17 protein-coding genes are annotated in these 21,315 nt (G+C 68.8%); 5 read left to right on the top strand and 12 right to left on the bottom strand.

The features are described 5' to 3' along the window. The first annotated feature begins 454 nt into the window (after positions 1-454). On the top strand, positions 455-1,567 hold the full coding sequence (locus tag ACIQK7_RS07380; RefSeq protein ID WP_403022798.1) for an NAD(P)-dependent alcohol dehydrogenase: 1,113 nt from the start codon (positions 455-457) through the stop codon (positions 1,565-1,567). A 58-nt stretch (positions 1,568-1,625) separates the two neighbouring features. On the opposite strand, the gene ACIQK7_RS07385 is transcribed toward ACIQK7_RS07380, so the two are convergent. Continuing rightward, on the bottom strand, positions 1,626-3,785 hold the full coding sequence (locus ACIQK7_RS07385) for a malate synthase G (RefSeq protein WP_403022801.1): 2,160 nt from the start codon (positions 3,783-3,785) through the stop codon (positions 1,626-1,628). 97 nt (positions 3,786-3,882) lie between these two features. On the opposite strand from ACIQK7_RS07385, the gene ACIQK7_RS07390 reads away from it, so the two are divergent. Beyond that, positions 3,883-4,641 carry an IclR family transcriptional regulator gene (locus ACIQK7_RS07390; protein ID WP_403022803.1) on the top strand — a complete coding sequence of 253 codons (759 nt, stop codon included), beginning with the start codon at positions 3,883-3,885 and terminating at the stop codon, positions 4,639-4,641. On the opposite strand, the gene ACIQK7_RS07395 is transcribed toward ACIQK7_RS07390, so the two are convergent. Both ACIQK7_RS07395 and ACIQK7_RS07400 read right to left on the bottom strand, forming a co-directional pair. After that, a complete protein-coding gene (locus ACIQK7_RS07395; protein WP_403022806.1) occupies positions 4,642-5,787 on the bottom strand; it encodes an acyl-CoA dehydrogenase family protein in 1,146 nt (381 codons plus the stop codon). It abuts the gene before it with no gap. A gap of 172 nt (positions 5,788-5,959) precedes the next feature. Beyond that, the gene (locus tag ACIQK7_RS07400; RefSeq protein ID WP_403022809.1) at positions 5,960-6,940 is read right to left on the bottom strand and encodes an RNA polymerase sigma factor RpoD/SigA; all 981 of its coding nucleotides are present in this window, start codon (positions 6,938-6,940) and stop codon (positions 5,960-5,962) included. 225 nt (positions 6,941-7,165) lie between these two features. Here ACIQK7_RS07400 and ACIQK7_RS07405 point away from each other — a divergent pair, with 225 nt between their 5' ends. Next, positions 7,166-7,747, top strand: coding sequence for a TetR/AcrR family transcriptional regulator (locus tag ACIQK7_RS07405; RefSeq protein WP_403022812.1), 582 nt, complete (start codon positions 7,166-7,168; stop codon positions 7,745-7,747). A 2-nt stretch (positions 7,748-7,749) separates the two neighbouring features. Here the strand turns inward: ACIQK7_RS07405 and ACIQK7_RS07410 are convergent, their stop codons facing one another. The 3 genes from ACIQK7_RS07410 to ACIQK7_RS07420 all read right to left on the bottom strand — a co-directional run bounded on the left by ACIQK7_RS07410 (position 7,750) and on the right by ACIQK7_RS07420 (position 14,011). Continuing rightward, on the bottom strand, positions 7,750-8,544 hold the full coding sequence (locus tag ACIQK7_RS07410; protein WP_403022814.1) for a hypothetical protein: 795 nt from the start codon (positions 8,542-8,544) through the stop codon (positions 7,750-7,752). A gap of 105 nt (positions 8,545-8,649) precedes the next feature. Continuing rightward, positions 8,650-9,426: a DNA-formamidopyrimidine glycosylase family protein gene (locus ACIQK7_RS07415; protein ID WP_403022816.1), complete on the bottom strand. Its 777-nt coding sequence runs from the start codon at positions 9,424-9,426 to the stop codon at positions 8,650-8,652. After that, positions 9,419-14,011 (bottom strand): ATP-dependent helicase, encoded by a 4,593-nt coding sequence (locus ACIQK7_RS07420; protein ID WP_403022819.1) that lies wholly within the window; start codon positions 14,009-14,011, stop codon positions 9,419-9,421. The genes ACIQK7_RS07415 and ACIQK7_RS07420 overlap by 8 nt, the downstream gene beginning before the upstream one ends. Positions 14,012-14,072: 61 nt before the next feature. On the opposite strand from ACIQK7_RS07420, the gene ACIQK7_RS07425 reads away from it, so the two are divergent. Then, positions 14,073-14,615, top strand: a complete 543-nt coding sequence (locus tag ACIQK7_RS07425; protein WP_403022822.1) for an NUDIX hydrolase family protein — start codon at positions 14,073-14,075, stop codon at positions 14,613-14,615. 87 nt (positions 14,616-14,702) lie between these two features. Here the strand turns inward: ACIQK7_RS07425 and ACIQK7_RS07430 are convergent, their stop codons facing one another. The 5 genes from ACIQK7_RS07430 to ACIQK7_RS07450 all read right to left on the bottom strand — a co-directional run bounded on the left by ACIQK7_RS07430 (position 14,703) and on the right by ACIQK7_RS07450 (position 20,129). After that, positions 14,703-15,680 carry an ArsA family ATPase gene (locus ACIQK7_RS07430; RefSeq protein WP_403022824.1) on the bottom strand — a complete coding sequence of 326 codons (978 nt, stop codon included), beginning with the start codon at positions 15,678-15,680 and terminating at the stop codon, positions 14,703-14,705. Next, on the bottom strand, positions 15,671-15,949 hold the full coding sequence (locus ACIQK7_RS07435) for a cory-CC-star protein (RefSeq protein ID WP_403022827.1): 279 nt from the start codon (positions 15,947-15,949) through the stop codon (positions 15,671-15,673). The genes ACIQK7_RS07430 and ACIQK7_RS07435 overlap by 10 nt, the downstream gene beginning before the upstream one ends. An 18-nt stretch (positions 15,950-15,967) precedes the next feature. Continuing rightward, entirely contained in the window at positions 15,968-17,695 is a 1,728-nt protein-coding gene (locus tag ACIQK7_RS07440; RefSeq protein WP_403022829.1) for a carbon starvation protein A, read from the bottom strand. Positions 17,696-17,894: 199 nt separating this feature from the next. Continuing rightward, positions 17,895-18,398, bottom strand: a complete 504-nt coding sequence (locus tag ACIQK7_RS07445; RefSeq protein WP_403022832.1) for a GNAT family N-acetyltransferase — start codon at positions 18,396-18,398, stop codon at positions 17,895-17,897. Between the two features lie 195 nt (positions 18,399-18,593). Beyond that, positions 18,594-20,129, bottom strand: coding sequence for a DEAD/DEAH box helicase (locus ACIQK7_RS07450; RefSeq protein WP_403022835.1), 1,536 nt, complete (start codon positions 20,127-20,129; stop codon positions 18,594-18,596). Positions 20,130-20,343: 214 nt separating this feature from the next. Between ACIQK7_RS07450 and ACIQK7_RS07455 the strand changes: the two genes are divergently transcribed. Further along, positions 20,344-20,859, top strand: a complete 516-nt coding sequence (locus ACIQK7_RS07455; RefSeq protein ID WP_403022838.1) for a 2-phosphosulfolactate phosphatase — start codon at positions 20,344-20,346, stop codon at positions 20,857-20,859. On the opposite strand, the gene ACIQK7_RS07460 is transcribed toward ACIQK7_RS07455, so the two are convergent. Beyond that, the gene (locus tag ACIQK7_RS07460; protein ID WP_403022841.1) at positions 20,856-21,311 is read right to left on the bottom strand and encodes a SprT-like domain-containing protein; all 456 of its coding nucleotides are present in this window, start codon (positions 21,309-21,311) and stop codon (positions 20,856-20,858) included. The two genes, ACIQK7_RS07455 and ACIQK7_RS07460, sit on opposite strands and share 4 nt — an antisense overlap. Positions 21,312-21,315 lie beyond the last annotated feature (4 nt).

A 21,315-nucleotide genomic window follows, 5' to 3' on the forward strand; every position in this document is an offset into this window, starting at 1 on the left:
GCGCCCGATCCTTCCGGCACCCTAGAAGAACCTAGTGGTGGATGAATTCCGTTCTGGGCATACGCAACACGGGTGCGTGCGCAACCTCGGTGGCGCCTCTGGTTGGTGGTTGGTGGAGTCCAATGCCCCTGAAGGTCTCGGCGGGACTGGCCCCGGAGAGTCAGTGTGGCGTACTCGCGAGCGCGAGATGATCATCTGACGCCCGAAAAGGTCTCAAAGTCGGCCGCGGTTGCCGAAAATCAAAAGAATTGCGGTTCTTCTCGGGCCATGCGGACTCTCGGCGGCGAAGGCTTGACGTCCAGATGAGCTTTCGGTTCGTCAGGGTGCGGCTTTTCTCGCGCCTCTGTGTGCGCCGAGGGTCTCAACGTCGGTGTCGGTGTCGATCGGCAGGCCTCGACCTGTGAACGTCGTGCAAATCGTTGAATGCTCAGGCGCGCGGTGGCACGGTGGCGGCATGAAGATCCAGGCACTTGTCGTTGAAGAGCAGGACGCGGCATTCGAGCAGCAGGAGGTCGAGCTTGAGGCACCAGGCAGGGGTGAGGCGCTCGTGCGCATCGCCGCGGTGGGGGTGTGCCACACCGACCTGATCTCCCGCGAGGGCGACATGGGAGTCACCTTCCCCGCGATCCTCGGCCATGAGGGCGCCGGCGTCGTGGAGCAGGTCGGCGAGGGGGTCACGCAGGTCTCCGTCGGCGACAAGGTCATCATCGGGTGGCCGTCGTGTGGCGAGTGCCGCAACTGCCTCGACGGGGAACCCCGCTACTGCCTGCGCACGGGCGACGCGCTCGTGTCAGGGCGACGCTTCAAGGGCGAGCAGTCGGGCACGAGTGCGTACAGCCGCGATGGCGAGACGATCAGTGGTCACTTCTTCGGCCAGTCGTCGTTCGCCACCTATTCGCTGACGAGGGCGGATGCGCTGGTCAAGGTGCCAGGCGACACCCCCGTCGAGCTGGTGGGGCCACTCGCGTGCGGCCTCGGCACGGGCGCCGGTGCCGTGCTGAATGAAGCGCGGCCCAGGCTCGGCGACTCAGTGCTCATCGTGGGCGTCGGGGCGGTCGGCCTCGCCGCGATCATGGCAGCGACGAACACGGGCGCCACGACGATCATCGCCGCCGACGTGCACGACAACCGTCTCGAGATGGCCCGCGAGTTCGGCGCGACTCACACGATCAACTCCCGCGACAACGACCTCGTCGAGGAGGTCGCGAAGATCACTGGGTCAACCGTCGACTTCGCCTACGACTGCACGGGCGTCATCCCCGTCATCGAGAAGATGGCCGAGACGGTCGGCATGCTTGGAACCCTTGTGCTCATCGGCGGTGCCCCCGCCGGGGCGCGGTTCTCACTCGACCACCTCAGCACGCTGTGGGGCAAGCGGGTCGTCGGTGTGCTCGGCGGTGGAGGGCGCTCCGGCCAGCTCATCCCGGCGCTCGTCGAGCTCTACAAGCAGGGCCGCTTCCCCTTCGACAAACTGGTCAAGTTCTACGAGTTCGACCAGATCGAGCAGGCGCTCGCCGACTCCAAGTCGGGCGAGGTGATCAAGCCGATCCTGCGCCTGCCGCAGTAGGGGCGCAGCAACAAGGAGGGGCCCGGCTCGCGCGAGCCGGGCCTCTCCTGTGTCGCGGTTAGACCAGGTTGGCGGCCTTCTTGCGGCGACGCAGCTCGTGCAGGATCGGTTCCGTGTAGCCGCTCGGCTGAGCGGCGCCCTCGACGATGAGCCGACGTGCGGCCTCCCGCGCGATGTTGTTGGCCGAGTTCTTCGTCAGTTGCTCATAGAAGGGGTCGCCCGCGTTCTGCTCGTCGACGACGATCGAGTACTTGTCGATCGCCTCATCGATCTGGGCTTCCGTGATCACGCCGTGCGCGAGCCAGTTGGCGAGCAGCTGGCTCGAGATGCGGAGGGTCGCGCGGTCTTCCATGAGGGCGACGCCGTGGATGTCGGGCACCTTCGAGCATCCGACGCCCTGGTCGATCCAACGCACGACGTAACCGAGGATCGATTGCACGTTGTTGTTCACCTCGTTCTGCACGACCTCGGGCGTGAGTTCGTCGTCACCGGCGAGCGGTACCTGCAGCAGAACGTCGAGACTGTCGCCGCCGACCTTTGGCAGCGCCGCCCGCGCGGCGAAGGCGTCGCGGCGGTGGTAGTGCGTCGCATGCAGGGTCGCGGCGGTGGGGGAGGGAACCCAGGCGGTGGATGCCCCGGCCTCGACATGCGCGCCCTTCTGTTCGAGCATGTCGGCCATGAGGTCGGGCATCGCCCACATGCCCTTGCCGATCTGGCCGCGGCCGTCGAGCCCGGTGTCGACACCGATGCCGACATTGCGCGCCTCGTAGACCTTCATGAACGGCTGCGCGCGCATGGTGCTCTTGGGTGCGAGCGGCCCCGCCTGCATGGAGGTGTGGATCTCGTCGCCCGTGCGGTCGAGGAAGCCCGTGTTGATGAAGACGACACGATCGGATGCCGCGGCGATGCAGGCCGCCAGGTTGGCCGAGGTGCGGCGCTCCTCATCCATGATGCCGACCTTGAGCGTGCGGGCCGGCAGGCCGAGCAGCTCCTCGACGGCACCGAAGAGGCGCACGGCGAAGGCGACCTCGTCGGGCCCGTGCATCTTGGGCTTCACGATGTACATCGATCCCGTGCGGGAGTTGCCGCCCGCCCCGTCGCCCTCAAGGTCGGCGAGCGAGCCGAGCGCCGTCATGATGGCGTCGAGGATGCCCTCGAAGACCTCATTGCCCGCGGCATCCTTCACCGCATCGGTGCGCATGAGGTGGCCGACGTTGCGGATGAAGAGCGTCGAACGGCCCGGAAGGGTGAGCGTCGAACCGTCGGCGGCGGTGTAGTCGCGGTCCTCCGCAAGCACGCGGGTGAAGGAGCTGCCGCCCTTGCTGACCTCCTCCGAGAGACTTCGGTCCATGAGGCCGCGCCAGTTGCGGTAGCCGAGCGACTTGTCCTCGGCGTCGACCGCGGCGACGGAATCCTCGAGGTCCATGATCGTCGTGATGGCGGATTCGAGCACGATGTCCTGCACGCCCGCGGCATCCGTTGATCCGATGGCGCCGTCGCGGTCGATGACGATCTCGACGTGCAGCCCGTTGTGCTTCAGTAGCACGCGGGAGGGGGCGGATGCTTCGCCCACGTAGCCGGCGAAGGCATCCGTCGTCGAGGTGGTGCCGTCGAGCTCGACCACCAGACGGCCGCCCTCGACGCGGTAGGCGGTCGCCTGGGCGTGCGAACCCTCCGTGAGGGGGGCGACGAGGTCGAGCAGCTCGCGGCCGCGGGCGATCACCTGGGCGCCGCGGGCCTCGTTGTAGCCCTTGCCGGGGGCCAGCTCGCCCTCCGTGCTGATCGCATCCGTGCCGTAGAGCGCATCGTAGTAGGAGCCCCAGCGTGCGTTCGCGGCGTTGATCGCGAAGCGGGCGTTGAGCAGGGGCACGACCAGCTGCGGCCCGGCGATGCTCGCGATCTCGGCGTCGACGTTCTCGGTCGTGACCTGCGCCGAGGCGGGCTCGGGCTGCAGGTAGCCGATCTTCTCCAGGAAGGCGCGGTATTCGGCCGGGTTTGGCCGCCCGGGGTTCGCCCGGTGGTACTCGTCGATCTGCGCCTGCAGTTCGTCGCGCACACGCAGCAGCTGCTCGTTGACAGGGGTCAGGTCCCGGATGATTCGGCTCACGCCCTGCCAGAACGCCCCGCTGTCCCGGCCGAACGACGCGAGCGTCTCCTCGGCGAACTCGGCGATCTGCGGCGCAACCGAAAGGTCGCTCCTCGTGACGTAGGCGCTCATGCGTCTCCCCTTCGTGGCTCGGTGGTGGTGCTGGTTACCCTAGGCTTCGAGTCGCAGGAATGGGGCATCCATTCCATGATGTGGAATGGGGTGAATCGTGCCGCAGGAGCCCAGCGGAGTCCAGTCGGTCGTACGGGCGTTCAGGGTGCTCGAGGCGCTCGCCGATGCACCCGGCGATGCGACGGTGGCGGATGTCGCATCCCGAGCCGAGCTCGCCCCCTCGACGACGCACCGGCTCCTCGCCACGCTCACCTCGCTCGGCTATGCCCGCCAGACGGACGACCGTCGCTACGCCCTCGGCCCCGCCCTCATCACGCTGGGAAGCCGGGCGACGCCACAGGCCGCCGTCATCGCGGGGCCCGTGCTCGAGGAGCTCGAGCGGGCAACCGAGGAGACCGCGAACCTCGCCGTGCTCGACGGCGACCTGGTGGCATACGTGGCGCAGCGGGCATCCCGCCACCACATGCGCATGTTCACCGAGGCGGGACGGCGGGTGCTGCCGCACGCGAGCGGGGTCGGCAAGGCGATCCTCGCGACGCTGCCGCAACAGCGGGTGACCGATCTTGTGCGGCGCACGGGAATGCCGCGCTTCACCGACTCGACCCTGACAAGCGAGACGGCGCTGCTGGACGATCTCCGCGAGTCGCGGCGTCGGGGCTTCACGATCGACGATGGGGAGCAGGAGGTCGGCGTGCGGTGCATCGCGATGGCCGTGCCAGGCGCGCCCGTGCCGACGGCCGTCTCGATCTCGGGGCCCGCGGCGCGCATCAGCGACGCCTCGCTCCCTGCCGCCGTCGAAGCGCTGACGGATGCCGCGGCTCGCCTTGGTGCGCTGCTGGGCGCCTCGCGACCCTGACTACTTCGCACCAGCGAGCAGCTGCCGCGCGATCACGAGCTTCTGCACCTCGCTCGTGCCCTCGTAGATGCGGAACAGCCGCGCCGCGCGGTAGAACCGCTCGACCGGCACGCTGCGCATGTAGCCGAGCCCGCCGTGCACCTGCACGCCGCGGTCGGCGACGCGGCCGAGCATCTCGCTCGCGAAGAGTTTGGCCGAGGAGGGGCCGAGCTTGCGGTCCTCGCCCGTGTCGTAGCGGCGCGCGACGCCGAGCACCATCTCGCGTGCGGCGAGCAGCTCGGCGTAGGACTCGGCGAGCATGGCCTGCACGAGCTGGAACGTTCCGATCGCCTTCCCGCCCTGCTTGGCCTCGGCGGCATAGGCAACGGACTCGTCGAGGATGCGCTGCGCCTGTCCAACGCAGATCGCCGCGATGTGCAGGCGGCCCTTCGCGAGGGATGCCATGGCCGCCTTGAAGCCGACCTCCTCGGCGCCGCCGACGAGTCGGTCGAGCCCGACGCGCACACCGTCGAAGAAGAGCTCCGAGGTCCAGGTGCCCTCCTGCCCCATCTTCTTGTCGTGCGGTCCGATCGTCACGCCTGCGGCATCCGCGTCGACAAGGAAGGCGGAGATGCCGGCGGAGCCCTTGGCGGATGCGTCGGTGCGGGCGAACACGACGAGCACCTGCGAGAGGTCCGCGTTGGTGATGAAGCGCTTCGACCCGGTGATGACGTACTCGTCACCGTCGCGGACCGCCGTCGTGCGCATGCCGCTCGGGTCGGACCCCGCCTCGGCCTCGGTCAGGGCGAAGCACGCGATCGTCTCACCGCACGCGAGCCTCGGCAGCCACTCGGCCTTCTGTTCCTCGGTGCCGTAGTTCACGAGCACTTGGCCGGCGATGCCGTTGTTGGTGCCGAACATCGATCGGAAGGCGGGCGTCGTGTATCCGAGCTCGAAGGCGAGCTGCACCTCCTCGTGCATGCTGAGACCCAAGCCGCCGTACTCCTCGGGGAGCGAGAAGCCGAAGAGCCCCATTGCTGCCGCCTGCCGGCGCAACTCATCGGGGATCGCGTCGAGCTCCTCGATCTCCTCCTCCCGCGGAACCACCTGCTCGCGGATGAATTCGCGCACGGTCTGGAGGATGTCGGTGAGTTCGTCGCTCTGCATGGGGACCCTTTCGCTTGGCGAAAAACATACCGCTCGGTCGGTACTGGCTGATCCCGATTCTACGAAGAAGGCCCCGGGGCCGATGGTCCCGGGGCCTTGTGAGGCGGGATGCTGACCCGAACAGCACCCTGCCGGAGAAGCGGTGGAGTCCCGAATCTCCACCGCGGTGAGACTAGGCGTCTGCCAAGGCCCCCCTGAACTCACGCGCACGAAGGGCCCGCAGTGCCCGCTGCTCGATCTGGCGAACCCGCTCGCGCGAGATGCCGAAGACCGCGCCCACCTGGTCGAAGGTCATCGGTGCGTCACCGTCGATGCCGAAGCGAAGCTTCAGTACCTTGGCGTCGCGCTCCGGCAGGGTCGCGATGCACTTGTGAAGAAGTTCGTGCCGGATGCCCGTGCTGACGATGTCGACGACCGGCGCGTGCTGGTCATCCTCGATGAGGTCGCCGAGCACGGTGTCCTGCTCGTCGCCGACGGGGGTGTGGATGCTCACGGGGTCGCGGTCGACGTCGAGGTACATCTGCACCTTCTCCGGTGCGAATCCGGTCTCGGCGGCGATCTCCTCGATCGTGGGGCGGCGCCCCGACTCGGCTTCGAGCTCGCGATAGAGCTTGCGCACCGTCACGACCTTCTCCGCCGCGTGCACGGGGATGCGGATGAGGCGCGACGAGTCGGCGATGCACCGGCTGATCGACTGCCGGATCCACCATGTGGCGTAGGTGGAGAACTTGTAGCCCTTCGCGTAGTCGAACTTCTTGACCGCGCGGTCGAGACCGATGTTGCCCTCCTGGATCAGGTCCATGAATGGCACCCCGTGACCCAAGTAGTTCTTCGCGACGCTGACCACGAGGCGCAGGTTCGCCCGCACGAAACGGCGGTAGGCGGCTTCGCCGTCCTGCACGAGCTGGCGGTATTCGCGAGCCAGCTTTGCGTCGTCGACGCCTGCGTCGAGTTGTTCGCGGGCGAGCACGCCCGCTTCGATGGTGCGGGCCAGCTCCGGCTCCTCCTCCGGGAGGAGCAGCGGGATGGCGGCGATGCCCTGCAGGTAGTCCCGCACGGCGTCATCTGAGACCCGCGCGTCAATGGTGGCGGGCCGGCTCACTGCTTCGGCGCGCGGGATCGGTGCGGCGGCTGGCACAGCAGTCTTGTTCACGTTGTCCCTCTCCTGTCGATGCAATCTGCGAGAGAACGATTCCTCTCATGAGAACGTTCGCTCTATACCTATATAGGGGGGAGAGAGAGCGTTCTGTCAAGTCCCCCATTCGTAGAGAACGTTCACTATGATGAGAACGGATCCTCTTCCCTCGTTCGTGGGGCAGTGGACAGACCGGTACACGAGTAGAGGGATCGTTCTTATGTGGCTAGGATGGTGCGCGCCATGACAGATACACCGAAGCAGGGCGCACGCGAGCGCATCCTCGAAGCCGCGTACGACCTGTTCTCTCGTCGCGGCATCCGCGATGTGAGTGTCGACGAGATCATCAGTCGTTCCAAGGTCGCGATCGCGACCTTCTACCGTCATTTCAGCTCGAAAGACCAACTGGCAGAAGCGTTCCTCAATCGGCGTGAGCAGGTATGGACCTCCGAACTCATCGTTGCTGAGGCGGCCAAACGCTCAGACAACCCCGTCGACCAGCTCCTCGCAATCTTCGACATCTTCGACGAGTGGTTCGCGAGCAAGGACTTCGAGGGTGACTCCTTCGTCAAGGTGCTGCTCGAGATGGGGCCGGAGCATCCGCTCGGCAAGGCCAGCATCGCGCACCTCAATACGGTGCGATCGACCATCCGCGGGATCGCGGAACGTGCCGGGCTCACCGACCTCGATGAGTTCGCTCACTCACTCCAGATCCTCATGAAGGGCTGCATCATCACGGCCACGATGGGTGACCGCGGCGCTGGTGCGCGGGCCAAGCTCATGGCCGAGGGGCTCATCAGGGATCACACCCCGGCGGCCGAATAGCCCTAGGCGTCAGACGCGCCCCAGGCGCCGCGCGCCGCTTCGCGCGCATCGCTTGATCCCCGCTCCGCGAGCGCGGCAGCACGCTCGGCGAGGCGGCGCTGCACCTCGTGCTCGGCATCCGCGGCCAACGCCGGGTCGAGCGGCGCGCTCGTGTGCGCGCTCGTGCCGTGCCACTTCTCGATGTAGGCGTCGAGCTGGGCGCCCGACTCCCAGGAGGTGATGAGGCAGTAGCGGTTCGCCGGCCCCGGATGCCACACGGCGTGCCAGAAGCGCTGCGTGTCGACGATGATCTGGGCGCCAGCCGGCAGGGGAATCCGCACCTCGGTGTCGGGGTCGTAGCGTTCCTCACGCAGGATCAGGCAGGAATCCGCGTCGTCGCTCAGGTTGAAGAAGCCGCGCACGATCCAGCCGTTGCCGTCGGGATTGAGTCGGTTGTTGTCGTCCTGGTGGAGGTTGTAGAGGGCCTCCGCGTATTCGGTCGGCTTGAGCTCGATCACTCGGCAGCGCCCCACGTTCGCACCGGGCTCCTGCGCGCGACGGGCGAGCGTCGGGGCCTTCTCGACCTGCGATGCGATCCAGACGCCGTCCTTGTCGGTGCGCGGAGGCGTGTGGTTCCAGAAGCCGTTGACCTCGATCTCGCCCTTCGCGCTCGTGAGGGGCGCGAAGCGGGTGTCGCCCGATGACTTCCACTCGACGTACTCGAGGTCGAGCCATTCCTTCGGGTCGTTCGCCTGCTCGTAGCGGTCGAGGATCACGAAGCCCGTCTCCTCCAACGCCGCGGACTTGATGTAACTCATGCAGGGGCGCCTTTCGCGAGAGGGTCTGGGGCACGGCGTGCGACGCCGTTTTCCACGCCACACTAACACCGGCGCTTGCCCGTCCAGGACTCAGCGCAGCCCGGTTCAGCGCTGGCAGTTGGGGCACCAGTGGCTCCGGCGCGTGTGCTCGCCGGGCGACTCGAAATCGGCGCTGCGGATAGGGGTGCCGCAGCGCAGGCAGGGGCGTCCCGTGCGTCCGTAGACCCAGGCCTTCGCCCCTCGCATCCGCCCGGTGGTGATGCGTTCCGTGCGGTCCTTGTTGGCGTGGATCAGCCGGTGCGACAGGTCGATCAGCTTCCCCGGCTGCCGAACCTCCCTCACCGGGGTCGTCGGCAGGATTCCCCGCAGGAAGCAGATCTCGTTGACGTACTCATTGCCGAGGCCCGCGAGGTTCCTCTGGTCGAGCAGGGCGTAGAACACGGGCCGATCGGGTCGCTCCAGCACGCGGCGAAGCGCCTCCTCGGCGTCCCAGTCGGGCCCGAGCAGGTCTGGCCCGAGAAAGGCGAGCGTCGCTTCCTCCTCGTCGCGCCGGATGACCTCGACGAGACCCAGCTCGAAGCCGATAGCGAGACGCTCCTCAGTGCCCAGGATGACCCGTGCCTGGTACGCGGGGCGTTTCCACTTGGTGCCGTGGTTGTAGAGGTGCCAGGCGCCCTCCATCTTGAGGTGGGTGTGGATGCTGTGGTCCCCGATGCGGGTCAGCAGGTGCTTGCCGCGAGGGATGACCGAGTCGATCACGCTGCCGCTCAGGTCGACCGTCGCGAAGGCGGGGACGCGGATGTCACAGGTCTCGAGCATCCGACCGGCGAGTGCCTCGTTGAGGTTCTTGGCGGTCAGATAGACGGTGTCTCCCTCAGGCACGCAGGCTCAACCCCTGCGGCGTGACGCCGAACCCCGCGGTCGTGAGGGCATCGCCGAGCGGGGTTCCCACGACGAAGTCGCCGTTGACCCGTTCGACGCGTGTGCGCCGGCCGCTTGCCCGCACGGCCGCGACGAGGCCCGCGGCCGCTGCTTCGACGACGGCGGGTTCGTCGTCGAAGAGGAGGGTGCTCTTGCCGCCCTTCTCGACGTAGAGCACGAGTGCCCCGTCGACCAGCACGACGAGCGCGCCGGCTTTGCGCCCCGGTCGATGCGATCCCTCATGCGTGGGCCAGGGCAGCGCGGCGCCGTAGGGGTTGACCGGGTCCGTCGCCGCGAGGGCGACCGCTCGGAGTCGCGGCGCGGCATCCGGGTCGACGGCGAAGCTGCGCAGGCGGTCGATTGTCGGCCCTGTCGCGAACTGGGCCGCGCCGAGACCCTCGACGAAGTAGCCGCGGCGTGCCCGGCCGCTCTCCTCGAAGCGGCTGAGCACCTTGTAGGCGAGCGAGAACCCGCCACGGATGCCCTCGCTCATGACTGCGCCGCGGGTCACAATCCCGTGCCGCTCGAGGAGCCCCTCCGCGACGGCGACGCCGCGCACGGTCGTGTCGTCACCCCCGGACCGGCGCACGAGCGACCAGCGGCCCGAGACGTTGGGGCCACCGGACTGGCTCGGCATCGTGAGTCGCGCACGACCGCGGAACGACCGCGTGCGCGGGGCGGGCCGGCGCGCGGGGCCGCCCGCGTAGGAGCGGAGTGGGGCGAGCGTGTCGTTCGTCACGAGTCCCGCCCACACGAGGTCCCAGAGCGCCGTCGACATCGCCTTGTCGTCGGCGACGGCCGACCCCAGGGAGGCGCCGACGGCATCCGTGAGCTGGCGGAAGAAGTAGGCGCCACCACCGGCGAGCGCATCGAGGATGCCCGCGTGCAGTTCGCTCTCGTCGTGCGTTCCCGCCTCGGCAACAGTGAAGGGCATGGTGTCGGCGAGGTGCAGGGCGACCCAGCCGTCGGAGGAGCCGAGGGAGCCGACGCCCGTCCACGCGACCTCGCCCGTCGCGGTCAGTTGGTCGAGCATGGCGGGGGAGTAGTCGCGCACCCGGGCGGGCAGCACGAGGGTCTCGAGGGCTGAGGCGGGGATGGGCACGCCCGCGAGCTGTTCGATCACCTGTGCGACGCCGTCGACGCCCTTGAGTGGTTCGTCGACGTGCTGCCAGGACGTGAGGAAGCGCGCGAGCGTGGGCCCGTCGACGGGCTCGACCTCCTGTCGCAGCGCGGCGAGTGAGCGGCTACGCAGGCGCCGCAGCACCTCGGCGTCGCACCACTCCGCGCCGCTGCTGCCGGGGCGGAACTCGCCCTCGACGACCCGGCGCTGCAGCTCAAGGCGGCGAAGCGCATCCCCGACGACGGCTGTGCCGAGGCCGAGCCGAGCGGTGCATTCGGCCGCGGTGAAAGGCGCGTGGGTGCGGGCGTAGCGGCTCACGAGGTCACCGACCGGGTCTTCGACCGGTTCGAGGAACGCCTCGGGGATGCCGACGGGCAGCGGCGTGCCGAGCGCATCCCTGAGCCGAGCGGCATCTTCGACGACGGCCCACCGCGGGGCTCCCGCCATCGAGACAGCGAGGAGACGGTTGCTGCGCTCGAGGTCCCGAAGCTCCGTCTCCTTTATGGATGTGCTCGTGCGGTCCTGCAACTCTTCGAGGGTCATTGGTCCGAGCATCCGGAGCAGGTCGACCGCGCCCTCGAGATCCTTCGCCTGCCGCTCGGGGGCGAGCCGCTGCAGTTCGCGCTCCGTCTGCTCGATGACGTCGGCGTCAAGCAGCTCGCGCAGTTCAGCGCGGCCCAGCAGTTCGCCCAGCAGGGCCGAGTCGAGCGAGAGCGCGGCGGCCCGTCGCTCGGCGAGCGGCGCATCCCCCTCGTACATGAACGCGCCCACATAGCCGAAGAGGAGCGAGCGCGCGAAGGGTGACGCTGAGTCCGTCTCCACCTCGACGATGCGGATGCTGCGTGCCTCGACCTCGGTGACGAGCTCCGTGAGGGCGGGCAGGTCGTAGACGTCCTGCAGCACCTCTCGCACCGTCTCGAGCACGATGGGGAAGGTCGGATACTTCGCCGCGACCGAGAGCAGCTGCGCGGCGCGCTGCCGCTGCTGCCACAGGGGCGAGCGCCGGGCGGGGTTGTAGCGGGGCAGGAGCAGGGCGCGGGCGGCGCACTCCCTGAAGCGTGACGCGAAGAGGGCGGAACCGCCCACCTCCCGCGTCACGATGTCGCCCAACTCGTGCGGGTCGAAGGCGAAGAGGTCGGCGCCGGGCGGGGGAGCATCCGTGTCGGGGATGCGCACGACGATGCCGTCGTCGGCCGCCATCGCGCCACCGTCGATGCCGAGGGTGTCACGGATGCGCGCGCTCACCGCGAGCGCCCACGGCGCGTGCACAGGCATGCCGAAGGGTGAGTGCAGCACGAGCCGCCAGTCGCCGAGTTCGTCGCGGAAGCGTTCGACGACGAGCGTGCGGTCGGTGGGCACGTGGCCCGTCGTCTCCTTCTGCTCTCGCACGAAGGCGATCAGGTTGTTGACGGCGCGCTCGTCGAGGCCGACCTCCGCGAGGCGCTCCCGCATGGACTCCTCGCGGCCGGCCGAGACCTGGCGCGTGAACTCGCCGATCGCGCGACCGAGTTCGGCGGGCCGTCCGAGCCCGTCGCCCTTCCAGAACGGCACCCGGCCCGGTTGCCCGAAGGCGGGGGAGACGACGACGCGGTCGTGCGTGATGTCCTCGATGCGCCAGCTCGTCGCGCCGAGCGCGAAGACATCGCCGACGCGCGATTCGTAGACCATCTCCTCGTCGAGCTCGCCGACGCGCCTGCCGCCGCCCTCGTCGCCCACCATGAAGACGCCGAAGAGGCCGCGGTCGGGAATCGTGCCGCCCGACATGACCGCGAGGCGTTGCGCGCCCGGTCGGCCCGTGATGGTGCCCTTGACGCGGTCCCAGACAATGCGGGGTCGCAGCTCCGCGAACTCGTCGGATGGGTAGCGGCCGCTCAGCAGGTCGAGGGTCGCGTCGTAGGCGCTTCGGGGCAGCGAGGCGAAGGGGGCGCTGCGCCGCACCGTGTCGAACCACTCCTCCACATCGAGCTGCTCGAGGGCCACGGCGGCGACGGTCTGCTGCGCGAGGATGTCGAGCGGGTTCTGCGGCACCGCGATCTGTTCGATCAGGCCCTGCGTCATCCGCTCGGTCGCCACCGCGGAGTGCAGCAGGTCGGCCCTGTGTTTGGGGAACAGGATGCCGCGAGACACCTCGCCGACGCCGTGACCGGCGCGCCCGATGCGCTGCAGGCCGGATGCAACGGAGGGAGGTGCCTCGACCTGGACCACGAGATCGACCGCCCCCATGTCGATGCCGAGCTCGAGCGAGGAGGTCGCGACGACGCAGCGCAGCCGCCCCGACTTGAGCTCGTCTTCGATCATGGCTCGGCGTTCCTTCGACACGGAACCGTGGTGCGCCATCGCGAGCAGGCCCTGCGAACCACCCGTCTGTCCCGAAGCCCCCATCATTTGCGCCGGCACGCCCGCGGGTTGAGTAGCACGGGCGCTTGCGGCCGTGCCTAAGTCAGGTCGCGAAGCGTCTCCTCCAGGAGAAGCGACCGTATCGAAACCCCCAGCCTCACCCCCAAGCCGCTCCTCATAGATCTCGTTCAACCGCGCGGTCAGGCGCTCTGCGAGCCGCCGCGAGTTCGCGAACACGATGGTCGACCGGCACTCCAGAATGCGGTCGACGATCTGCTCCTCCACATGCGGCCAGATGGATGCTTGGGGCGCCGCGCTCGCCGTCGCACCCTCTCGCACGGGTGCCGAGCCGAGCTCGGTCATGTCCTCGACGGGCACGCTCACCGCGAGGTCGAAACGCTTCGCCGACTCGGGCGCAATGATCGAGACGGGTGCCGAGCCCGCGAGGAAGCGCGCGATCTCCTCGCGGGGGCGCACGGTCGCCGAGAGCCCGATGCGCTGCGCCGGCTTCTCCAACAGTGCGTCGAGTCGTTCGAGCGAGACCGCGAGGTGCGCACCGCGTTTGGTCGCCGCGACGGCATGGATCTCATCGACGATCACGGTGTCGACCGTGCGCAGCGCGTCCCGTGCCGAGGAAGTGAGCATCAGGTACAACGATTCCGGCGTCGTGATGAGGATCTCGGGCGGCGACTTCTGCAGGGCACGCCGTTCCGCGGGCAGCGTGTCTCCGGACCGCACGCCGACGCTCACTGACGGCGCAGGCATCCCGAGCATGGTCGCCGTGCGCGTGATGCCGACGAGCGGCGAACGCAGGTTGCGCTCCACATCGACGCCAAGCGCCTTGAGCGGGGAGATATAGAGCACGCGAGTGCCCGGCGCGCGGTCTGCGGATGCCTCGGCCGCGAGTCGATCGATCGCCCACAGGAACGCGGCCAGCGTCTTGCCCGAGCCCGTCGGCGCGACCACGAGCGCGTGTCCGCCGCCCGAGATGGCCCGCCACGCGCCATCCTGCACCGCGGTCGGCCCCGTGAAGGCACCCTCGAACCAGCCGCGCGTGGCAGCGCTGAAGAGGTCGAGGGCGGAACCCATGTCATTCATCCTCGCCGACACCACTGACAGTTTCGCCCCTTGCGGTGGGACAGAATGAAGCATGAGCTCAACCGGAACCCCCGACCCTGGCAATGCGTGGCTCTCCGACGTCGAGTTGCTCGAACTGCGACGGCGGATGCCCATCCTCTATGTCGAGGCGGTGCCCGTGAGAGTCGACCCGCTCGGGATCGTGACGCAGGTCGGCGTGCTGCTGCGGGCATCCGTCACGGGGGAGATGACGCGCACGCTCGTCTCCGGCCGTGTCCTGTACGGGGAGACCGTGCGGGAGGCACTGTTCCGCCACCTCGAGAAGGACCTCGGGCCGATGGCGTTCCCGCAGCTGCCCGCGAGCCCCGTGCCCTTCACGGTTGCCGAGTACTTTCCCATGCCGGGCATCAGCCCGTACACGGATGACCGGCAGCACGCCGTCTCCCTCGCCTACGTTGTGCCCATCACGGGCACGTGTGAGCCCCGGCAGGATGCGCTGGAGATCACCTGGATGACCCCGGAGGAGGCGACGAGCTACATCGTCGCCGACGAGATGGAGGGCGGCCGCGCGACGCTCATGCGCGCGGCGCTCGCCCACGTCGGCGTGCTGCCCTGACGGCGCGGGGCAGACTGCCCGCAGGGGTTGAGCCCGCCGAGACCTTTAGCGAACGAAACGAACCTCGGTGATCTCTTCGGCGAAGCCTCAGTCGCTCGATGCACCCGAGAGCTGATCGGCCAGTGCCGCCAGCGCGTCGCCGCCGGCGAGGTCGCCGGGGAGCAGCGGGATCTGTGTGATCGGGACGCCAGCGGCGGCGGCGCGCAGCACGGCGAGGTGCTCCTCCTCGCGCGCGCGGCGCTCGGCGAGCACCGGCCCCGCATCGCTCGGCGAACGCCGGTTCACGACGATAGCCGCCGGGGCGATGCCGAGCGCATCGAGCTGGCGCACAACGTCGATCGACTCGGCGACCGGAAGCCGCTCGGCGATGCCCACGACGATGAACGACGTCTGCTCGGGGTCGGTGATGCTGGCGCGCATGTGCGCGAAGCGGTCGCGCCTGGCGATCAGGGTGCGGCGAAGCTCGGTGTCGGCGGTGGGCTCCGGATCCTTCGTGCCGACAACGCTGCGTGCGGCGGCGGCGAAGCGCTCCGAGCGATCGCGGCTGGCGAGCAGCGTCTCGGTCCACCCCGTCAGCTGCTGCGGCAGCGCCAGCAGCCGCAGGGTGTGGCCGGATGGCGCGGTGTCGAAGATGATGAGATCGTGCGTGTCGGCGCTGCTCTCGATCAGCTGGGCGATGCGCTCGAGCACGGCTGACTCGTGGCTGCCCGGCGCGGATCGCGCCTGGTCCAAGTGCTGTTGGGCAGACCGGTGCAGGCGGTCGGGCAGCAACCGCATCATGGTGTCCGCAACCGTCGCGAAGTGCCGATCGATCGTCGCCTGCGGGTCGATCTCGACCGCATCGACGACACCGGCGCCGGCATCGTAGACCCGCGTGGGCGCATCCGAGAGCCTGTGATCCCAGGCCTCGCCGAGGCTATGGGCCGGGTCGGTCGAGACCACCAGCACCCGCGCCCCGTCTCGTGCGCGAGCCAGGGCCAACGCGGCAGCGACCGAGGTCTTGCCGACGCCGCCCTTGCCGCCGACGAACAGGATGCGGCGCGAGCGCGCGATCTCTAGCAGCATGCGACGTGGTCCAGGGGAGAGGCGGGGATGCCGATGCGGCGGTGCCAGGCGTGGAAGTCCTGCCACACTGCGGGCATCAGCTCGGCGGAGTAGTACGCGGCGGGGTCGGGCACGCCGAGCGCCTCCCCCAGCACGACGATCATGAACAGGTCGTCCTCATCGCGCTTCTCGCGCAGGAACGTGTCGCGGTATGGGCCGACGTAGAACTCGTGCAGCCCGTCGCGCAGCGCGGCCCAGCGCCGGGAGAGCTCCCCCCGGCGCTGAGCCACGACGCTGTTCTTCACCCGTCAGACGTTCTCACGAACGCCCTCCAGCTTGGCGTCCTCGTCCTCGGCCTCCGGCGGATCCTTGAGGGCCCGCCGCATTGCACCGATCGCCTCGACGGCGACCCAGACGCTCGCCACGATGATGACGATGTCGAGCGCGAACAGCAGCCAGTCTTCGTTGCCAGGCGCCGTGAAGCTGAACAGCTGCTCGATCGCTGCCCAGAATGACAGCACGAACACCAGCACGAGCGGGATGAGCGCCGGCCACGGATTGCGCCGCTTGCGGATGAGCATCACGGCAACGATCGACAGCGTCAGTGACGCCATGATCTGGTTGGTGGTGCCGAACAGTGGCCAGATGCGCAGGCCGCCCTCGCCGCCGAGGCCCTGCGAGAACGTCAGGCCGAGGCCGACCACCACGACGACGAGCGTCGCGGGGATCTTGCTGATCTTGACTTTCACTGCGTCGCCGATCTCCTGCACGATGAAGCGCAGCAGTCGCATGCCGGTGTCCATCGTCGTGGCTGCGAACAGCACGGCCATCGTGGCGAGCACGGTGGCGCTGAGCGAGGCCGGCAGTCCGAGGCCGTTCTCCATCAGGGCTCCGCCGCCCTGGACGAACGCGGTCACGCCGCCGGCGCCGAACGAGCTGTAGATCTCTTCCCACTCGGCGACCGAGCCGATTCCGCCGATCACGGCCAGGATGGTGCCGAGCGAGAGCATGCCCTCGCCGACGGCGCCGAAGTAGCCGACGAAGCGGGCATCCGTCTCCTTGTCGATCTGCTTCGAGGTCGTGCCCGAGGAGACCATGCCATGGAAGCCCGAGATCGCGCCGCACGCAATGGTGACGAACAGCAGCGGCACCATGCTCGGCGTGCCCTCCGGCAGGTTGCCGTTGATCATCGGGGCGACGATGTCGGGCGGGTTCGCCGAGAAGAGCGCACCGATGAGCACTGCGCCGAAGAGCAGTATCAGGCCGATGAACAGCTGCACGCCGTTGATGTAGTCGCGCGGCTGCAGCAGCACCCAGACCGGCAGCAGCGAGGCGATCGCGCCATAGATGAACAGCGCCAGGATCCAGAACGTGGCCGGCGTCATGCCGAGGAAGGACTCGGGCAGCACGACCGGCACGCTGTCACCCAGAAGGATCAGCGCATACAGCGCGACGACGCCGACGATGGTGACGGGGATCAGCGGCCACTTCATCCGGTAGACGGCGACGCCGACGAGCAGCGCCACGATGATCGCCCCCCAGGCGGGGATGACGGCGCTCGGGGTGCTGATGAGCAGGTTCTTGATCACGACCGCGAAGGCGGCGATCACCATGAGCAGCAGCAGGAAGATGACGACCAGGAACAGGTTCGCGCCGCGCTTGCCGATGTAGCGCCCGGAGAGGGCACCGATCGACTTGCCCTTGTTGCGCAGCGATGCCCAGAGCGCGCCGAGGTCGTGCATACCGGCGAAGAAGACCGTACCGATCGTCACCCAGAGCAGCGCGGGGAGCCAGCCCCAGATGACGGCGATTGCCGGGCCGACGATCGGGGCGGCGCCCGCGACCGAGGTGAAGTGGTGGCCCCAGAGGATGAACTTGTTCGTCGGCACGTAGTCGACGCCGTCATTGAGCTCGTGCGCCGGGGTCTTGAAGCCGGCGTTCAGCCGGTAGACCCGTTTGGCGAGGTATTTCGAGTAGAAAAGGTATCCGCCGGCGAACATCGCCAGGCCAATGATCATGAGCACAAGGGAACCCATTGAGTTCTCCCTTCCCTTTCGCGGCGTGCGCCTTTGCATGTCGTGAAATGCACCTGGTGGTGCTTCCTGCGGATGAGACTAGCCGTATTCAGGCGTTGCCCATACGGTCTCTCATACCGGCCACCTCGTGTCCCGTACAAAGTGCAGCGCAGCGGGTGGCATGCCCGGATGGCACTGATCGTGGAGCCTGTCGCGACCTCTAACGTACGAAGCGCACCTCGACGAGGTCTTCGCCGAGCAGCTGGTGCACCTCTTCGGCGCCGTCGAGCACCATGCCGTTGCGCTTGTAGAAGGCGTGCGCGCGCGGGTTGTCCTTCGCGACCCAGAGGTAGCCGGGGTTGGGGCCGCAGGCGGCGTCGAAGAGCTTCTGCCCGATGCCAGTGCCCTGGTACTTCGCGAGCAGGTAGATGAAGTAGAGCTCACGCTCGCGGGGCGGGTTCTCGTCGCGGGCCGGACCCGAGCCGACGAAGCCCACGATCTCGCCGTCGACGAGGGCGGCGAACTGGTTGTACTCCTCGCCCCTCGTCGCCATGCGCGACCACAACTCGGCCATGCGGCGCGGCGAGAGATTCTCGAGCGCGGCCTTGCTGATGAGGGTGTCGTAGGTCTCGTGCCAGCAGGTGGCGTGCACGCGTCCGAGGTCTTCGACATCGGAATCGCGAACGGGACGGATCAGTACTTCGGCAACTTCCTTGGTGCTCATGACCGAGAGCCTAGAACGAGCGGCGTCCGGCGCGAAATCGGCCGGTTTCTGATGCACTTTCGTCGCGGCATCCGGTGTGTCCTCACCCTCCGGCGTGTGTCGCAGCCCAAAGTGCATCAGAAACCGCAGCCAGCGTACGCAAAAGGGGCGGATGCCACGGTTTCCCGTCGCATCCGCCCCTCCAGTCAAGCGGTGTTAGCCCTGTGCGCGGCGTCCGGCGCGGCGCTGGCCCGCCGGCGCGGCGGACGGCGTCGAGGTGCTGTAGCTCGTGGTGCTCCGGGTGCGCGGCGCGTGCGACGCGGAGCCCGAGCCGGCGCGGGCCGGGCGACCCTGGCCGCTGCGAGCACCGCTGCGTGCGGCATCCGTCGAGCCGGCGCGGGCGGGGCGTCCCGAACGCGTCGAGTCGCTGCCGCTGGCGGCGGCGGGGCGTCCCGAACGGTCGCGGCGGGGTGCGCCGGTGCCCTCGGAGCGAGCGGCACGCTTGCGCTGCGCATTGGCACCCTGCGAGCGTCCGCCACCCTGCTGCTGCACCTGGCGCGGCGCGGGCTTGACGTAGGGGGCGACCTCGCCGACGAGTGTGACGACGGCGGGGGACTCGGATGTCACGCGCTGCGCCTGCACGTCGATGGCCGCCTTGCGCAGCAGCGCGAGCGTGTCCTTCTTCTGCGCGGGCGTCATGATCGTGACGACGTCACCGGACTCGCCGGCGCGGGCGGTGCGGCCGCTGCGGTGCAGGTAGGCCTTGTGCTCGGCGGGCGGGTCGACGTGGATCACGAGTTCGACGTTGTCGACGTGCACGCCGCGGGCCGCGACATCCGTCGCCACCAGCACCTTGGCGCTGCCGTCGCTGAACGCCGCGAGGTTGCGGTCACGCGCGGGCTGCGAGAGGTTGCCGTGCAGGTCGACGGCCGGGATGCCCGACTCGGTGAGCTGCTTGGCGAGCTTCTTGGCGTGGTGCTTGGTACGCATGAACAGGATGCGGCGGCCGGTGCCCGAGGCGAGGGTGCGCACGAGGGCGGTCTTCGCTTCGGCGCTGTCGACCTCGTAGAGGTGGTGGGTCATGTCGGCGACGTGCGAGGTGGCCTCGTCGACCGAGTGCAGCACCTCGTTGTGGAGGAAGCGCTTGACGAGCTTGTCCACGCCGTTGTCGAGGGTTGCGCTGAAGAGCAGGCGCTGGCCGTTGTTCGGTGTCTTGTCGAGGATGCGCGTGACGACGGGCAGGAAGCCCAGGTCGGCCATGTGGTCGGCCTCGTCGAGCACTGTGATCTCGACGGCGTCGAGGGAGACGAAGCCCTGCTTCATGAGGTCTTCGAGGCGGCCGGGGCAGGCGACGACGATGTCGACGCCCGCGTTCAGGGCCTGCTCCTGGCGCTTCTGCGAGACGCCACCGAAGATCGTGGTCGTCTTGAGCCCGTAGGCCTCGGCCAGCGGGTCGATGACGGCGCTGATCTGCGTCGCGAGCTCACGCGTCGGGGCGAGCACGAGGCCGAGCGGGCGGCCGGGGCGGCGCTTGCCGCCGGCGAGCTTGCCGCCGAGGCGGGCGACCATGGGGATCGAGAACGCGAGGGTCTTGCCCGAGCCGGTCTTGCCGCGGCCGAGCACGTCGCGGCCGTTCAGGGTGTCGGGGAGGGTGTCGACCTGGATGGGGAACGCCGTCGTCTTGCCGACCTTCTCGAGGGCGGTGACGAGGGCTGCGGGCACGCCGAGCGCGCCGAAGGTGATGTCAGTCAAAGTGTTTCTTTCATGCAGGCCCGAGTGTGGCCAGCGCGCTGCGCTGAGGAGACCGGGACAAGTGGGCGAAGGTGGCGATGGCCACATCCGTTCGCCGTAAGAAGATGTCAACCTGGTGTGGTGAGTGATGCGTTCTACGACGCAGGGAACACGAGAAACGTATTCGCAAGTAACACCACCATAGCAGTGCGAGCCTGGGCGATACGATTCCCGGGTGAATGACGCCGCCTCCCGCCCCGATTCCCAGCACTCCTACCAGGTCCGGTTCGACTGGGGCCACGCGGGCGCAGCGGCGATCGTGGATGGTGCGGATGCGATCGTCTGGGTCGACGAGCTCGGCGAGAGCGAGGTTCCGGATGTCGCGGCCGCCGTCGTCGCGGGCGGCATCGCCAACGCGGCCGCCGTCGCCGACTGGGTCATCGCGAAGCAGGCGGAGCGGGGCGACCGCTTCCGCATCGCGGTGGTCGCCGCCGGCGCCTCGCGCGACGGGGAACTCCGCTTCGCCGTCGAGGATCTCCTCGGCGCGGGCGCGGTCATCGACGCCCTGACCGCCGTCGGCATCGACCACAACTCGCCTGAGGCGGCCGCCGCATCCGCCGCCTATGAGGGGCTGCGCCGCGCCGTGAAGCACCTCGTCGGAGCGTCGGTGTCGGCGCGCGAGTTGGGTGGCGTGCACCCCGACTTCACGCCGTCGACGGATGTCCCGGTGCTCCGCGACTTCGCCGGTTAGACCCGCTCGCGCCGCTCCCACGCGATCGCATGCCTGGGGTTGAATCCCCGCCCGCACTTGCCGCACGACTGCACGCGCTTGGGTTCACGGTGTCGGTAGTACACGTGACCGCCGGGGCACTGCCCCACCCAGGGCGCGAGGTGGTCGGCGGTCGGGCCGTCGTGCGTGGTCTTGCCGACGTAGCCGAGTTCGGCGGCGACCTTCTTCCACTTCGGTCCGTGGCCAGTGCCGGGCCCCGCGATCGCGTGGGCCACCTCGTGCAGCAGCACCTGGTGGATGTCGTCGTCCTCGAACAACCCCGCGAGGTGGCGTGACACCGTGATGCGCTTGTCGCTGTAGTTGCACAGCCCGGCCCGGCGCCGCGCGTGGTCGAAGTCGAAGGTCCACGAGGGGTCGAGGTGCAGGGCGATGAGGGCGTTCGCCCACACGCGCACTCGAGCCAGGTCTGCCACGGGA

It is taken from the genome of Salinibacterium sp. GXW1014 (assembly GCF_044769865.1).
Classification (GTDB): Bacteria; Actinomycetota; Actinomycetes; order Actinomycetales; family Microbacteriaceae; genus Homoserinimonas.

Coding starts and splice junctions, on each gene's coding strand:
- ACIQK7_RS07380 (WP_403022798.1), top strand. CDS start 455: ATGAAGATCCAGGCACTTGTCGTTGAAGAGCAGGACGCGGCATTCGAG.
- ACIQK7_RS07420 (WP_403022819.1), bottom strand. CDS start 14,011: ATGGGTTCCGCCCTCGACCTCTTCAGCGCTGCCACGCGCGGCTGGTTC.
- ACIQK7_RS07425 (WP_403022822.1), top strand. CDS start 14,073: ATGAGCTCAACCGGAACCCCCGACCCTGGCAATGCGTGGCTCTCCGAC.
- ACIQK7_RS07405 (WP_403022812.1), top strand. CDS start 7,166: ATGACAGATACACCGAAGCAGGGCGCACGCGAGCGCATCCTCGAAGCC.
- ACIQK7_RS07395 (WP_403022806.1), bottom strand. CDS start 5,787: ATGCAGAGCGACGAACTCACCGACATCCTCCAGACCGTGCGCGAATTC.
- ACIQK7_RS07410 (WP_403022814.1), bottom strand. CDS start 8,544: ATGAGTTACATCAAGTCCGCGGCGTTGGAGGAGACGGGCTTCGTGATC.
- ACIQK7_RS07430 (WP_403022824.1), bottom strand. CDS start 15,680: ATGCTGCTAGAGATCGCGCGCTCGCGCCGCATCCTGTTCGTCGGCGGC.
- ACIQK7_RS07445 (WP_403022832.1), bottom strand. CDS start 18,398: ATGAGCACCAAGGAAGTTGCCGAAGTACTGATCCGTCCCGTTCGCGAT.
- ACIQK7_RS07385 (WP_403022801.1), bottom strand. CDS start 3,785: ATGAGCGCCTACGTCACGAGGAGCGACCTTTCGGTTGCGCCGCAGATC.
- ACIQK7_RS07440 (WP_403022829.1), bottom strand. CDS start 17,695: ATGGGTTCCCTTGTGCTCATGATCATTGGCCTGGCGATGTTCGCCGGC.